This is a genomic window from Brevundimonas sp. UBA7506 (genome assembly GCF_002479495.1).
GTDB lineage: Bacteria > Pseudomonadota > Alphaproteobacteria > Caulobacterales > Caulobacteraceae > Brevundimonas.
In genome coordinates this window covers 1-13,355 of record NZ_DLNQ01000013.1, presented here as the reverse complement: position 1 = coordinate 13,355, position 13,355 = coordinate 1, and the positions used below count along the sequence as shown (strand labels likewise).

Annotated in this window: 14 protein-coding genes, 1 tRNA gene and 1 pseudogene; 9 read left to right on the top strand and 7 right to left on the bottom strand. The window is 68.3% G+C overall.

Going from position 1 to position 13,355, the window contains the following annotated elements; all coding sequences use genetic code 11:
* From B3K53_RS11920 to B3K53_RS11905, 4 genes and pseudogenes are all read right to left on the bottom strand, one after another.
* Nucleotides 1–2,489, bottom strand: a pseudogene (locus tag B3K53_RS11920) (hypothetical protein); the annotation flags it as partial.
* Nucleotides 2,486–4,279 (bottom strand): autotransporter assembly complex protein TamA, encoded by a 1,794-nt coding sequence (locus tag B3K53_RS11915; protein ID WP_292084573.1) that lies wholly within the window; start codon nt 4,277–4,279, stop codon nt 2,486–2,488. The gene B3K53_RS11915 and the pseudogene B3K53_RS11920, both read right to left, overlap by 4 nt.
* 56 nt (nt 4,280–4,335) lie before the next feature.
* Nucleotides 4,336–4,614, bottom strand: coding sequence for a hypothetical protein (locus B3K53_RS11910; protein WP_292084572.1), 279 nt, complete (start codon nt 4,612–4,614; stop codon nt 4,336–4,338).
* 109 nt (nt 4,615–4,723) lie between these two features.
* Nucleotides 4,724–5,818, bottom strand: a complete 1,095-nt coding sequence (locus tag B3K53_RS11905; RefSeq protein WP_292084571.1) for a CaiB/BaiF CoA transferase family protein — start codon at nt 5,816–5,818, stop codon at nt 4,724–4,726.
* 185 nt (nt 5,819–6,003) lie between these two features.
* Between B3K53_RS11905 and B3K53_RS11900 the strand changes: the two genes are divergently transcribed.
* Nucleotides 6,004–6,080, top strand: a tRNA-Lys gene (locus B3K53_RS11900).
* Between the two features lie 409 nt (nt 6,081–6,489).
* Here the strand turns inward: B3K53_RS11900 and B3K53_RS11895 are convergent.
* Nucleotides 6,490–7,008: a thermonuclease family protein gene (locus tag B3K53_RS11895; protein ID WP_292084569.1), complete on the bottom strand. Its 519-nt coding sequence runs from the start codon at nt 7,006–7,008 to the stop codon at nt 6,490–6,492.
* Between the two features lie 112 nt (nt 7,009–7,120).
* On the opposite strand from B3K53_RS11895, the gene B3K53_RS11890 reads away from it, so the two are divergent.
* The 8 genes from B3K53_RS11890 (at nt 7,121) to B3K53_RS11855 (ending at nt 12,662) form a co-directional block, all read left to right on the top strand.
* A complete protein-coding gene (locus B3K53_RS11890) occupies nt 7,121–7,720 on the top strand; it encodes a JAB domain-containing protein (RefSeq protein ID WP_292084567.1) in 600 nt (199 codons plus the stop codon).
* A complete protein-coding gene (locus tag B3K53_RS11885; protein ID WP_292084566.1) occupies nt 7,717–7,998 on the top strand; it encodes a hypothetical protein in 282 nt (93 codons plus the stop codon). The genes B3K53_RS11890 and B3K53_RS11885 overlap by 4 nt, the downstream gene beginning before the upstream one ends.
* Nucleotides 7,991–8,182, top strand: a complete 192-nt coding sequence (locus B3K53_RS11880; protein WP_292084564.1) for a hypothetical protein — start codon at nt 7,991–7,993, stop codon at nt 8,180–8,182. Before B3K53_RS11885 ends, B3K53_RS11880 begins: the two co-directional genes overlap by 8 nt.
* The gene (locus B3K53_RS11875; protein WP_292084563.1) at nt 8,179–8,619 is read left to right on the top strand and encodes a helix-turn-helix transcriptional regulator; all 441 of its coding nucleotides are present in this window, start codon (nt 8,179–8,181) and stop codon (nt 8,617–8,619) included. Before B3K53_RS11880 ends, B3K53_RS11875 begins: the two co-directional genes overlap by 4 nt.
* 389 nt (nt 8,620–9,008) lie before the next feature.
* On the top strand, nt 9,009–9,290 hold the full coding sequence (locus B3K53_RS11870) for a DUF7662 domain-containing protein (protein ID WP_292084562.1): 282 nt from the start codon (nt 9,009–9,011) through the stop codon (nt 9,288–9,290).
* Between the two features lie 284 nt (nt 9,291–9,574).
* Nucleotides 9,575–10,783 carry an NAD(P)/FAD-dependent oxidoreductase gene (locus tag B3K53_RS11865; protein WP_292084561.1) on the top strand — a complete coding sequence of 403 codons (1,209 nt, stop codon included), beginning with the start codon at nt 9,575–9,577 and terminating at the stop codon, nt 10,781–10,783.
* A 44-nt stretch (nt 10,784–10,827) separates the two neighbouring features.
* Nucleotides 10,828–11,688, top strand: a complete 861-nt coding sequence (locus B3K53_RS11860; RefSeq protein ID WP_292084560.1) for an NAD(P)H-binding protein — start codon at nt 10,828–10,830, stop codon at nt 11,686–11,688.
* 140 nt (nt 11,689–11,828) lie between these two features.
* Complete coding sequence (locus B3K53_RS11855; RefSeq protein WP_292084559.1) at nt 11,829–12,662, top strand: IclR family transcriptional regulator; 834 nt, start codon at nt 11,829–11,831, stop codon at nt 12,660–12,662.
* A 13-nt stretch (nt 12,663–12,675) separates the two neighbouring features.
* Here the strand turns inward: B3K53_RS11855 and B3K53_RS11850 are convergent, their stop codons facing one another.
* Together B3K53_RS11850 and B3K53_RS11845 are read right to left on the bottom strand one after the other, a co-directional pair.
* The gene (locus B3K53_RS11850; RefSeq protein WP_292084558.1) at nt 12,676–13,089 is read right to left on the bottom strand and encodes a VOC family protein; all 414 of its coding nucleotides are present in this window, start codon (nt 13,087–13,089) and stop codon (nt 12,676–12,678) included.
* Nucleotides 13,086–13,355 (bottom strand): hypothetical protein (locus B3K53_RS11845; protein ID WP_292084557.1); only part of this gene is annotated, 270 nt, incomplete at its 5' end. The genes B3K53_RS11845 and B3K53_RS11850, both read right to left, overlap by 4 nt.

The following is a 13,355-nucleotide window of genomic DNA, read 5'->3' as shown; positions in this document are numbered from 1 at the left end:
GCGATGACGGCGGGGGCGCGGGTGGTGAAGGCGACCTCGCGCACGCGGCCGCCGCCGCGCAGGGTGACGCTCTGGGCCGGGCCCTGGCGCGAGTATTCGCCCGTGCCGTTGAACTGGACCGGATTGGGCCCGCCGACGTCGGCGGCCAGGGAGAAGGGCAGGCGCTCCAGCGTGCCCTGGCCCTTGAGCGAGAGGTTGCGGACCACCCAGGTTGAACCGGCCAGGCGGACGTTGCGGCCGGTGACGTCCAGGACGGCGCTCTGATCCCCGCCGCCGTCGGTCAGGCGCACCCGGCCATTGGCCTCGCCCGAGGCCAGGAAGGCGCCCTGACGCGCGGTGAAGGTCAGGTCCGCGCTGGAAGGATAGTTGTTGGACAGGGCGATGGCCCCCTGGGCCGTCACGCCGCCCGCGTTGACGTCCACCTCGGTCAGGCGAAGGCTCTTGCCGCCGAGGAAGAAGTTCCCCGACGCTCGCGCCGGGCCGTAGTTGGAGCCGGAGTTGAGCACGATCCGTCCGTCGGACGCGTCGGCGCCCTTGCGGAAGCTGAGGATCAGATCGGCGTTGGTCAGGATCAGGCCGCCGGCCGCGACCTTGTCGAAGGCGGCGCGCAGGTCAGCCCTGGGCTGGGCCAGGGTGCCGGTCAGGGCGCCGTTTCCGCTCATGGCGCCGTCGATGGCCACGGGACCGACGCCGAACGGCCCGTGCGCGTCCCAGTCCAGGGCCAGACGCAGCTTGCCGCCCTCTATCAGGCCCTTGGCGCCCATGCGCCCGGCGGCGCCCGTCAACTCGCCCCGGTTGATGGCCAGGACACCCCGGTCATAGGTTCCGGCCATGGCCAGACGCGGGGTCTGACCCAGAAGGCGATCCAGTTCGTCCATGCCGACGCTCAGGCGCGAGGCGCGGCCGTCGAAGCTGATGGTCCACGGCCCGTTGCGGGCCTTGCCGGCCTGGATCGGTCCCTTGAAGGAGCCCTTGGCGCCGGGGCGGATACGCGAGATGTCGGTGATGTCTGCATCACCGCGGAAGCTGAGGCCGCCGGTGAGGTTGCGGCCGCCCGATCCGGTCAGGGTCAGGGCCTGGCCTCGCCCGTCGATCTTCTTCAGCAGATAGGCGCCGTCGGAAGTGCGCGAGCCTTCCAGCTTCACATGGGGGGTGGCCCCTAGCAGGGCGCCGATGATGCCGGCCGTCGAGCCGCCGACGGCGCGGGCGTCGGTGACGACATCGAACTGGCCCTTGTTGTAGCTGAGGTCGAGCGGCCCCGAGACGCGGGCGGCGCGATAGCTGGCGAGGTCCGTGTCCTGAAGGCTGGCCGAGCCCTGTAGGCTCCAGCGGTTGGCGTCGCCCTTGAACACGCCCGTATAGGTGGTCGCACCAGCCAGGGTCGGGCCGGCCAGGCGGGTGAGCGAGGGCGTCGCGACCGTCAGCTTGACGCCGTCCGGCGCGGCGCGCTGCTTGAGGTTGATCAGGCCCGAGGCGCGGGTGGTGATGTTCTCGGCGGTCAGGGTCCAGCTCATGGCCTGGACATCCTCGGCGTCCCGAACCGGCAGGCTGGCGAAGCCGAAGCGGGCCCTCTGGCCGATGCGGCGGGCGAAGGGCTCCAGCAGGTCCGAGCCCGAGAAGTCGGCGGCGCCGCCGATCCGGGCGCCGGTCTTGCCGTAGCGGCCCTTGACGGTCAGGGGGGTGAAGTCGCCGGTCTTCACCTCGACATCGACCAGTTCGCCGTTGACCACGGCGATCGCCGAGAAGGGCTTGTCGGGGGAATAGCCCAGCGCGCCGGCGATCGGGCCGCCCTGGGCCTCGCCGGCGCGCAGGTTGACCCGCAGGTCCTCGGGCTTCTTGCCGATGATCGCCTTGAGCAGCAAATGGTCGCCCTGGCGGTTCAGGCTGAAGGCGTCGACGTTGATCTTCTTGTCGCCCCGACGCGGAACCTCGGCGTCGCCGCTCAGGGTCCAGCGGCCGTATTCCTTGGAGAAGCCCTCCATCAGCTCGACCTTGGCGCTGAACTTGTCGATGTCGACGCTCAGGGCCTGGGGGCCGCCGGGCTCGGTCCGCGGCTCGAACTGGGGACGGCGGAGCAGACGGATCTGGTCCGCGCGGATCTCGGTCGCATGGAAGCGCCGCATCAACAGGGGCCAGTAGGACCAGTCGAGGCGAACATTGGTCGCCTCCAGCCAGACGCCGTCCGCATCGGTGATGGTCACCCGCTCCAGGGTGAAGTCGTCGAACAGGTCGCCCTTCAAGCCCTCGACGTTGATGCGGCCATAGCGGCTGATCTTCTTGCCGGCGACGAAACTGGTGATCAGTTCGCGGCCGGAATCCGAGACCAGATACATTCGCCCGCCAATCGCCAGGACGATGCTCAGGGCCAGCAGGGCGGCGACCACGACGCCCGAGACGAAGGCGATCAGCTGCAGACGCGTGCGTTTTCGCTTCTCGGCCTTGGCCGGCGTTTCCGCTTCGGGTTCATGAGGCGGAGGAGTGTCGGTCAAAACGCCTGGCCGATGCTGATGTAGAGTTGGAAGGCCGCGTCGCCCTCGCGCTTGTTCAGCGGGACGGCGATATCGGCGCGCACCGGGCCGAACGGCAGCTTGTAACGGACCCCGACGCCTGCGCCGTAGCGCATGTTGGTCAGGTTGGGGGTCTCCTGGAAGCCGATGGCCCCGGCGTCGACGAAGCCGACGGCCTGGAACTTCTGGCCGATGTCGCGGCGCACCTCGATCGAGGTCTCGAACAGCGACAGGCCGCCGCGCGGCGTGTTGTCGGGCAGGCGCGGGTTGATGCTCTGATAGGAATAGCCGCGCACCGAGCCGCCGCCGCCGGAATAGAAGAGGCGGTCCGACGGCACCGTCAGCTCCTCGCCGCCGACGATCGAACCGATACGGGCGCGGCCAGCCAGCACCGTTTTGGCCCCGTCCTGCAGGGGCAGATAGGCCGTGGCCTGGCCCTCGGTCTTGAGGAACAGGACGGTGTCCTCGCCCGTCACGGCCGTCGGCTGGGCCGACACGTAGAGACGATAGCCGCGGGTCGGATCCAGCGGATCGTTGGAGCGATCCATGAAGGCGATGGCGCGCCCCGTCACGATGGCCAGGTCGCGATCGAAGGTGATCGGCGCCTGGGTGATCGGGTCGAAGCGGTTCTCTGTGTACTGTCCCGCATCGACGCCGAGGCCGTAGGTGAAGAAGGAGGTCTTGCCGATGCGCTGCGACAGGTCGGCGTTCACGCTGACGGCGCTGCGGTCATAGGCGTCGGTCTGTTCGTTGATGAGGTAGCCGGACAGCTTCAACGTCCGGCCGGCCTTGCCCCAGTGGGGGAAGCTGGCCTCTGCGCCCAGGCGGCTGTCGATGCTGGCGTAGCGGCCGCCGTACTTCAGCGTCGCGGCGCGGCCGAAGCGGTTGTAGCGGGTTTGGAAGACGTCGACGCCGACGCCTTCGGCGGTCGAATAGGTGGCGCCGGCCTCCAGCAGGCTGCGCGGACGGTCCGACAGGCCGACGACGACCGGGCGCAGTCCCTCGGGCGTCACCTGATCCAGCGAGGCCAGGGAGACGTTGACGCCGTCATAGACGCCGGTGTCCAGCAGACGCCGCTCCAGTTCGGCCACGTCCTCGGGGTCGTAGCGGTCGCCGGCCTTCCACGGGGCCAGATTGGCGACCCAGTCGGGGTTGGTCGGCCCCCGGGTGCGCACCAGCACGCCGTCCAGCCGCACCAGTTCGCCCGAAGCAATGTTGAAATTGGGCTGCACGGTGAAGGCGGCGTGATCGACGACCACCCGGCGGGGTTCGGCCTTGGCGTCGGCGTAGCCTTCGCGCGTCAGGTTGGCGACGATCCGGCCCTCGGCGTCCAGGATGTCGGCGGCGCGACCCGGATCGCCCGGCTTCAGGCCGATGTCGGCGGTGGCGGCGGACTGTGCGGCGGGATCAGGCACGGGGGCGACCCAGTTGACCTTGGTCTCGCTCAGTTCAAAGCGCCGTCCGGGCATGACGGTGACGACGGCGACCGGCTTTTCCTCGCCCTCGACGTCGTCCTGCAGCGTCGGCTGGTAATAGCCTTCAGAGCGAAGCAGGGCCTGGGCCGCCTCCATGGCCGAGCGCGCGCGGCGGCGGGCCTCGAAACGGTTGGCGGGGGCTTCGTCGACCTGACCGACGGCCTGCTCCAGCCGCCGACGCAGTTCGGCGTCGACGTCGCCGCGAATCTCGGCCTTGGGCTGGGCGGCGACCGCCGCGTGGCCGCACACGGCCCAGAGCGCCACGCTGGCGAGAAGGAGATGAGACCTCGACGTCAAACTGGAGCCTTGGGTTCAGGGCGCGACAACCGGAAGCGAACGCCGCTCAGGCGGAATCAGTAGAACAGCGTATCGCTTTCCGGCTGTACCGTCTGTTCCGAGGTGCGGGTTTCGGGCGGCAGGGCGTCTACTGGAGGCGGGGCCTCGGTCGCAGCCGGAGCCTCGGCCACGGCGGGCGCGGCCGAGTCTTCGGCGGCGGGGGCGGCGGGCTCTTCGGTCTGGACCTCGACGGCCTCGTAGTCGTTTTCCGAACGCGGCTCATCGCAAGCCGCCAGGGCGGTGGCGGCGGCCAGGCCTGCGGCCAGGAGCAAACGTTTTACAATCAATCGGTTCATCTGGTTTTCTTCCCCCTGTGGGGTGGCAAACGTCGTCTGCCCGGCTGGGTTCCCTCGGCTTGTCTACCGAACGAGAATGAACCGCAACTGAACCCTTTTGGTCACGGCTTCAGGCGTTTTCGTTCGTCCAGTCGGCCAGGGCCTGATCCAGCGGCAGGAGAGGCCGGTCGGCGCTGACCGGCGCGGCTGCGGCGGCGAAGCGCGGCGCGGGGGCGGGCTGAACGATTCCTGCGCTCACGAAGGTTCCGCGCGCCTGGTTGTGAGGGTGCGCCGGCGCCTCGCTCAGGGACAGGACGGGGGTGACGCAAGCCTCGGTCCCGACGAAATGCGTCGCCCAGTCGTCGCGGTCGCGCGTGGCGAACAGAGCGGTGAAGCGGGCCTGCAGGGCGGGCCAGTTCTCCCGGTCGAACTGCGGCGCTTCGTCGGGCGTCAGGCCAAGCCCCTTGATGAGGGCGGCGTAGAAGCGCGGCTCCAGCGCGCCGACGGCGACGAAGCCGCCGTCGCGGCAGGCGTAGCAGCGATAGAAGGGCGCGCCGCCGTCCAGAAGGTTGGCTTCACGCCGCTCGCTCCACAGGCCACGCGCCCGCAAGGCGTGGAACAGACTGGTCAGCAGGGCCGAGCCGTCGGTCATGGCGGCGTCGACGACGCGGCCGCGCCCGGTGGTCTTGGCCTCCAGCAGGGCCGCCAGCACGCCGCTGACCAGCATCATGGCCCCGCCGCCGTAGTCGCCGACCAGGTTCAACGGCGGGCAGGGCGGCTGATCGCCCGCCCCCATGGGATAGAGGGCGCCGGACAGGGCGAGGTAGTTGATGTCGTGGCCGACCTGATCGGACATCGGCCCGGTCTGACCCCAGCCGGTGACGCGGCCATAGACCAGGCGCGGATTGACGGCGGCGCAGGCGTCCGGCCCCAGGCCCAGGCGCTCCATGACGCCGGGCCGGAAGCCCTCGATCAGGACGTCGGCGCCCGCGATCAGCGCCAGGACCTTGTCGCGGTCCCCAGGCGATTTGAGATCGACGGGCACGGCCGCGCGCCCGCGATGCAGCACCTCGCCGCCGACCTCGTCGAAAACAGCTGCGGGGGCGGCGCCGCCGCGCGTCAGCCGCAGAACTTCGGCCCCCATGTCGGCCAGAAGCATGCCGGAGAAGGTGACGGGCCCCAGGCCGTCGATTTCGATGATGCGCAGTCCGGCGAGAGGTCCCATGCCGCCACGCTAACCGCATGGACGGGCTGTGGAAGGGCGGCCGTGACGATTTCCTCACAAAATGCGCATCTTCGCGCGCTGCGGCCCTTGACCTCCATCCGCGAATGAACCAGAAACCGCCTCCGCAAACAGGCGCTTCGCCTGTCGGCGGCGAAACAGCCCAAGTGGTTGATTTCAAAGAGTGTGCGCCCCTAGCTCAGTTGGTTAGAGCATCTGACTTTTAATCAGAGGGTCCTCGGTTCGAGCCCGAGGGGGCGTACCATTTTTCCCTTATATTTCAACGTTATGTTGAGCGTGTTTGTAGGCCAACTTCGTGCGGCCTGCGTTTGGGACACATATGGGACACAACGAAACTTCGTTTGCCAGATCGTTTCAGGACATTTCGGCGCCTAAGTTCCCACCGCTCGCCTCAAGTTTGCTTCGCTAGCAGTCAAACCGGTCTTCGCGAACGTCTGATAAGCCCCGTAGGCTGCGCTGTTTCGCTTCTGGACCTGTGGCGGTTCGGAACAAAACGGAAGTGCTTGGGCGCCGACAAGAAGATCCCTGCCGGATAGGGCGGGGAAGTAGCGCCGCGAAGGAATTTTGCGGTGCTGATCAGGCGCCCGCGCGCGCAGCCGAAGCCGCCGCTTTCGCATTCGCCGACCGAGCGGTTGCAAAGCGACTGTGCCGTTTCAACGGCTGCAGAGCGGACGCTGCCTGTCGAACCTGTCCCAGATCAGGGTGGTCCCGCTGCGAACCATGGCGCAGTTGACCTCTTCGTTGTCGGATGTCCGGCAGATGGCGGTGATACGCTTGTAGCTTCGGCCCGTCGGCACGCAGGTCAGTCTCTTTCCCGCCGCGAGGCGGTTCAGTGTGGCGGTCGCTGATGCGCCGCTGGCGGACGGGCAGGGATGTCCGGGCGAACAGGTTTCGTCCGCTTCCCTGGCGGCGACGGCGTGCAGCCTGACCTTCAAGCCGTCCTTGCAGCGCAGGGTGTCGCCATCGTTCACATGGGCCACGTCGCAGAGGAAGGTCGCCTCCGGCGGCAAGGAGGGGCGGGCGGAGGCCGGAGGAGAGGCGGGTCCGGCCGCGTCCGCCATGGGCCAATTCAGGGCGGTCAGGACGGCGGCGGCCCCGAGGAGCGTCGTCAAGGCGACGGTGCGGCGGCCCCGTCGGCGAGGGCCGGCGGAGCGGTAAGGTTTCAGTCTCATGGACAGGAGCCTAGCGCCGCCAGGTTTAGGTTCCGTGAGCAAGCCTGGCCGGAGGGAAAGGAAGGGCGGACTGGGGTGCTCCGATCGGGAGCGCGCTGCCCAGGAGCCTGCCGTGTCGCCATCCGTTTCCGCTCTCCGCCCGTCCTTGTCGTCCAACCCGACGAAAGACGCCGATATCGACCTGCTCACCGCCCTGTTCGGGCGAACCCTGACCTCGTCCGCCGGCCGGGTCGCCGCTGCGGACCTGATCGACGCCTTTGGAGGGCTGGCCGGGGTCGCGGGGGCCGATGAGGCGGCCCTGCGTCGCCAGGGGCTTTCAAAAGGCGCAGTCGCTGATCTCGGCCTTGTCCGGGCGCTGGCGATGGCCATGGTCCGGGCGGAGGCCTGTCAGCGGCCGGTCCTGTCGTCCTGGACCTCCCTGACCGCCTATCTTCGCGCCGCCCTGGCCCATGCGCCGCGCGAACAGTTTCGCACCCTCTACCTCGACAAGCGCAACATCCTCCTCCGCGAGGAGATGAGGGCCGATGGAACCGTAGATCACGCCCCCGTCTATAATTCCGGACCTGGCCGCGTGGCGCGACTGGGGCGCGTGCCCGATATCGCCGAAACCCGCGCCTATGTCGCAGCCGTCATCGACTGCTACCTCGCGCTGAGCGCGGGTCGATCAATCACGAACTCGCGCCAGTGCCGGTCAGAGGGGGCGACGTCATGATCCCCGATGTCTCGAGCCTGGAATCCGCAGCGTCGCCTGGTGAGGACGATCTGCTGACCCGTGCGGAAGCCTCGGCCTTTCTGGCGTTGCTGGGCGTCCGGCTCAAACCCGCGACCCTGGCGCGCCTCTGGTCGACGGCGTCCAACGGGCCGCCGTGCCGCCATATCCGCTCCAGGCCCTACTACCCGCGCGGACTGCTCCGGTCCTGGGCCAAGGCCCAGATCACCGAGGTGCGGACGGGGGCGCCGCCGGCGGCGAGGAGCCGGGGTCGTGGGTGAGAATGGCGACCCGGATCGCCCGACGTTGCCGGGATTGCTCGCGGATCCCGCGACGAGCTTCGCGCTGAAGACGGTGATCAAGGCATGGGCAGGACGAGACAGCCTGGATGCAGAGCATGACGCCCGACTTCTCCATGAGGCTTTCGTCGGCGAGGTCGATCAACAGCTGGAGGTGACGCCATGACCGCTCCATCCACGCGGAGTCCCGTTGAAACGGGGGGATCCGAGGACCGTCTGCTCCCATGGGGCCGGGTCCATGACATTGCGGGCATCAGCCGAACGACCGCGTGGCGGATGCAGCAGACCGGAGATTTTCCGGCGCCTGTGTCGCTGTCTCCAGGCCGGGTCGGGTGGTGGGAAAGCGAACTCACGGCATGGAAGGGCGCGCGCAGCGCCGCAAAGCCTCTTTCTCCGCCCATGAAGCCCCGGCTGCCGGGCATGCCCCAAAAGGCGCTGATGCGTCCGGCGAACCAGCCGCCGGCCATCTCCAACGCGCAGGACGGCGTGGCTGCGACGGTGAGGGCGCCGCCCAGGTCGCCAGCCGAACCGCTATCCAAGTCGCATGGGCGCAGGCGTAGAGCGCGCGGAGTCCACGTCGATCAGATCGACTTCGGCTTCTAGTCAATCGTGGCGGTCGGGCGCGCAGCCAGGTCCGTGACTTCGGAGGGTCGGCGCCGACGCGGATCACAGCCGTGGTCCATGGCAGCCTCACGGACGGCTCTTCGTATCCCGGACGTCTTCATGGCGTCCGCCCTGGATGACGGGCAGGGGCAGCAACGGAACCTTGGCGGCATTGCAGAGTTGAGTGGCTTCCTCTGCTTCGGCGAGGAGCGATCCGGCCGTTCCCGCCCACTGCCCCCCTTTGCGGCGGAGGTCGGGTCGCTTTCCTTTCGGGCGAAGGCGGGGAGGCGCCGTGCGGTCTTTTCGCCAGGGACGGCGTCCGGTATGGACCGCCGCTTGTTTTCGGCAGGTCGATCGCAGCGACGCCGGGAGAATGGGAACGGGCCGACATGGCGAAGTATGAGCCTCTTGCTCGCTACCTGCGGCGCCAGAAGGCGGCGGAAGTCGAGCTGAGCTTTCGCGATATCGAGCGCATCGTGGGCGGACTTCTGCCGAAGGCGTCGTGCGACCCGAAATGGTGGCGGGCCGAGGATACGCTTTCGGCCCTGCCGCAGCAGCGGGCGTTCGCCCAGTCGGGATATGTCCCCGAGCCGCACCTGAAGGCCGAACGCGTTCGCTTTGTGCGCGCGTCTTCGCGGAACCCGACGGCGCCGGACGCGCGGGCGGACTGAGGTCGCCGACGGAAGCCTGGTGAATGGCGGTCGCTCAAGCCCGCTTTCCCGGCGGAGATCGGCGTCGCTGCCGTGCGCGCGAAAGCCTTGGGCGTCGAGCCGGGGAGGAGGATTCCGACGGCGACGCCGGCCTGGAAACCGGGGCGTCGCGAAAAGCATCCTGGCGCACGCCCCAGCACTTCTGGGCTAGACGATTTTCAATTCTCAAATCACAATCAAATTCTTCATGTAGATAGCCTTCGGCGTTCGGGGTTCTGGAGGTCGGCTAGAGGGACGGGATCAAAGTGAGCGCAATCATCATCGGGGCAGGCCACGCCGGGGGAAGCGTCGCGGCCATGCTGCGCCAGAACGGCTATGCCGAGCCCATCACCCTGATCGGCGAGGAGCCGCATCCGCCCTACCAGCGTCCGCCCCTGTCCAAGGGGTGGTTGAAGGGCGAGCTTGCCGAGGACGGGCTGCTGTTGCGGCCTCGCGACTGGTATGCGGAGGTCGGTATTGGTCTGCGAACCTCCACGCGCGTGGTCCAGATCGACCGCGCCGCCAAAACCCTGACCCTCTCTTCGGACGAAACCCTCGCCTACGACACCCTGGTGCTCGCCACGGGCGCACGGGCGCGTCGTCTGGTCCTTCCGGGGAGTGAATTGAACGGCTTTCTTGAGCTCAGAACGATCGACGACGCCGAGAGGATCAAGGCCTATTTCAAGCCCGGTTTCCGTCTGGCCGTCATCGGCGGCGGCTATGTCGGTCTTGAGGTTGCAGCCTCGGCGCGCAAACTCGGCGCCGACGTCGATGTCCTGGAGCGCGAGGACCGCCTTCTGGCCCGCGTCGCCGGTCCGGTCCTGTCCGACTTCTTTCGCGCGGAACACGAGGCGCAGGGCGTGCGGTTCCACTTCGGGGTCGAGATCCAGGGCTTCGAGGGGCTGGACGGCCATGTTTCGGGCGTTCGGCTGGCGAACGGCGGGATGCTGCATTGCGACGCGGTCCTGGTGGGGATCGGGGCGATTCCCAATGACGATCTGGCGCGGGAGGCCAGGCTGATCTGCGATAACGGCGTCGTCGTCGATGCCCAGGCGCGCACCTCGGATCCGGACATCTTCGCCGTCGGCGATCTCACGCACAGGCCGATGCCGCTCTATGGACGGAGCCTTCGCCTCGAAAGCGTGCCCAATGCGCTCGAGCAGGCGCGCCAGGCTGCGGCGGCGATCAGCGGCCAACCCGAACCCAGGCCGGACACCCCATGGTTCTGGTCCGATCAGTACGACCTCAAGCTGCAGATCGCCGGCCTGCCGTTCGATGTGGATCAGGTCGTCACGCGCGGAGATCCGGCGGGTCGCAAGTTTGCGGTCTTCCACCTCTGCGGGGGGCGGGTCCAGGCGGTCGAGGCGGTCAACGCCCCGCCGGAATTCATGGCCGGTCGACAATGGCTGGCGTCGCGGCGCGAGGTCGATCCCGTGCGTCTCGCGGACGTGACCATTCCCATGAAGGAGGTCTGACGCCGCAGGCGGTCGGACAGGATCGGAACCGGGGAGAACGAGCGATGAAGATCGGCGTAAGCGGGGCGAGCGGAAAGCTTGGGGCCGGGGTGGTGGCGCATCTGGGCCTTCGTCCGGGCGTGGAGGTCGTGGGGATCACGCGCACGCCGAAGATGACGGCGGGGCATGAGACCCGTTTCGGCGACTATGACCAGGCTGAAAGTCTGGACGCCGCTTACGCCGGCCTGGATCGTCTGCTGATCATCCCGACCGTCGCCCTGGCGCCGGGACAGCGCACCCGGCAGAATCTGGCGGCCATTGACGCCGCCCGTCGGGCCGGCGTGCCCCATGTGGTCTTCATGTCGTCGGCCGGCGCGAGGGCGCGGCCGGAGCCCGACGTCTGGGCGTCCTACTTCGCCGCGGAACAACATCTGATGCGCACGGCGCCGCGCTGGAGCGTCCTGCGCATGAACTACTACGCCGAGTCCTTCGCGGACGAGGCGAAGGCCGCCCTGGCCCAGGGCGCGCTGGTCGGACTGGGAGAGAACCGGGTCGCCTTCGTCTCCCGCGCGGACCTCGCCGCCGCGGCCGCCGGGCTCCTGGCCGGGGAGGGACATGAGGGCGCGGTCTATACAGGAACAGGACCGCGGACCTGGACGGGCGCCGGGCGCGCCGATCTGGTCGCGAGGCTGTCCGGAAAGGCGCTGAACCATGTGGTCATGCCCGTCGAGGACCTGCGGGCCCAATTCCTGGCTGCGAGGCTGCCGCCCCATGTCGTCGAGGTGGTCCTTTCCATCCGTCAGGGGTTCGTCGCTGGAGGATTCGACATCGTCACGGGCGATATCGAAAACCTGTCGGGGCGGGCGCCGCAATCGCTCGAAGCGGTCCTGACAAAGGCCTTTGCTGACCAGGGGGCGTCCGCCTGAGCCGACGGGCCGGACGGTGGCCGATCCGGTCAGCGGGGCGCAGGGCGTACGGGGCGGTTTCCCCGTTTCGCTTCAAGCTCAATGCCTGCTAATCAGAGGCCGTGATCGCGGCCGGGGCCGCAAGATTCAACGGGGTGCGCATGGCGCGATCAGCCGCAGGAAAAAGCAAGCACGACGACGTCGAGGGACAGGCCGACGCCGCAGCCGCGACCAATGACGTCTCCGAGAAGATGGTCTTCGTCAAGCCGGCGGCCAATGCGATCCGGATCCTGAAATTCCTGGTCGAGGCGGGCGGCCCCACCCGGTCGGTGACCATTTCGCGTAGCCTGGGCCTGAACGCCAGCACCTGCTTCAACATCCTACGCACCCTGGTGATGGAAGAGGTCGTGGAGTTCGATCCCGTCGCCAAGACCTATTCGGTCGGCGTGGGTCTCACCACCCTGGTCGGGAACCTGCTGACCGAGGGGCAGCGCATCGCGGCGGCGACGCCCCAGATGCGGGATCTGGCGGACCGCTACAATATCACCGTGACGCTGTGGAAGCGGCTGGGCGTCGACAAGATCGTCCTGATCAAGGGCGTGCCCAGTCCCGCCAATGTGCGTATTGAAATGGCCGAGGGCCAGCGTCTTCCGGTCCTGATGGCCGCGACCGGCCGCGTCATGGCCCCCTATCTCGGCTGGAGCCGGAAAGAGCTGAAGTCGGCCTTCAACGCCCTGCGCTGGCAGACGCCGCTGACGTTCGACGCCTACTGGGACGAAGTCGAAGCCGCCAAGGCGAGGGGATGGGCCGTCGACCGGGGCTATTTCACGCGCGGCGTCCAGACTGTGGCCGCGCCGGTCTTCGATCGGGCCGGCGAGGTCGCCTTCACCATCGTCGGCGTCATGCTCCAGGGGCAGTACGAGGGCGAGGCGCTGGAGGAGATCGGCGTCGCCCTTCGTGACGCCGGCCACAGGCTGACGTCAGCCCTGACCTGAGCCGTCCCCCGCGTCACCGCGGGCCGAGACCGGCGTGGTCCTTCCAGTCGGCCGGCGGAAGCTCGTTGGCGGCGAAGTCCAGTTCCACCTCTACGCCGTTGGGATCGAACAGGAACATCTGCCACAGGCTGAAGGGCCGCGGCGTGCGGATCACGCGATAGGGCAGGGCGGCGGCCGTCGCCCGCTCGGCCGCCGCGATGAAGTTCTCGGCGAAGAAGGCCATGTGATCGAGCGCGCCGCGCCGCGGGTCCGGCATGCGTTCGGTCTCGACCAGGTGGAGCACGGGGCGGTCGTCGGCGTAGAGCCAGGCTCCCCCCACGCCGAAGTCCGGCCGCGGGCCGGGGACCAGTCCCAGCATCCCGTAGAAGTCCACGCTCTCGTTCAGGCGATCGGTGACGATGGTGAAATGGTCCATGCGGCGGATCATGGCGTCTCCTTGAGCGATATCCGATGGGCGCGGGCGCCGGCGCGTCCGGCGGCGTACGTCATATTTTCTAGACACTTTTGCGATTTTTGTTCTAGAAAAGAATTCTGAATGGCGCGAGTCCATGCGACGGCGCCCGAATTCGAGGCGGCGCCAAGCCGTCCGTGGAAACGAGGAAGAGCCCCATGACTGTCGATGACCTGATCCTTGTGAGCGTGGACGATCACGTGATTGAGCCTCCGGGGGCGTTCACGCCGCACTGGCCGGCG

Bases quoted from the DNA above. Each gene is read 5' to 3' on its own strand.
- B3K53_RS11910 (WP_292084572.1), bottom strand. From the start codon at position 4,614: ATGAACCGATTGATTGTAAAACGTTTGCTCCTGGCCGCAGGCCTGGCC.
- B3K53_RS11905 (WP_292084571.1), bottom strand. From the start codon at position 5,818: ATGGGACCTCTCGCCGGACTGCGCATCATCGAAATCGACGGCCTGGGG.
- B3K53_RS11895 (WP_292084569.1), bottom strand. From the start codon at position 7,008: ATGAGACTGAAACCTTACCGCTCCGCCGGCCCTCGCCGACGGGGCCGC.
- B3K53_RS11885 (WP_292084566.1), top strand. From the start codon at position 7,717: ATGATCCCCGATGTCTCGAGCCTGGAATCCGCAGCGTCGCCTGGTGAG.
- B3K53_RS11875 (WP_292084563.1), top strand. From the start codon at position 8,179: ATGACCGCTCCATCCACGCGGAGTCCCGTTGAAACGGGGGGATCCGAG.
- B3K53_RS11870 (WP_292084562.1), top strand. From the start codon at position 9,009: ATGGCGAAGTATGAGCCTCTTGCTCGCTACCTGCGGCGCCAGAAGGCG.
- B3K53_RS11860 (WP_292084560.1), top strand. From the start codon at position 10,828: ATGAAGATCGGCGTAAGCGGGGCGAGCGGAAAGCTTGGGGCCGGGGTG.
- B3K53_RS11855 (WP_292084559.1), top strand. From the start codon at position 11,829: ATGGCGCGATCAGCCGCAGGAAAAAGCAAGCACGACGACGTCGAGGGA.
- B3K53_RS11850 (WP_292084558.1), bottom strand. From the start codon at position 13,089: ATGATCCGCCGCATGGACCATTTCACCATCGTCACCGATCGCCTGAAC.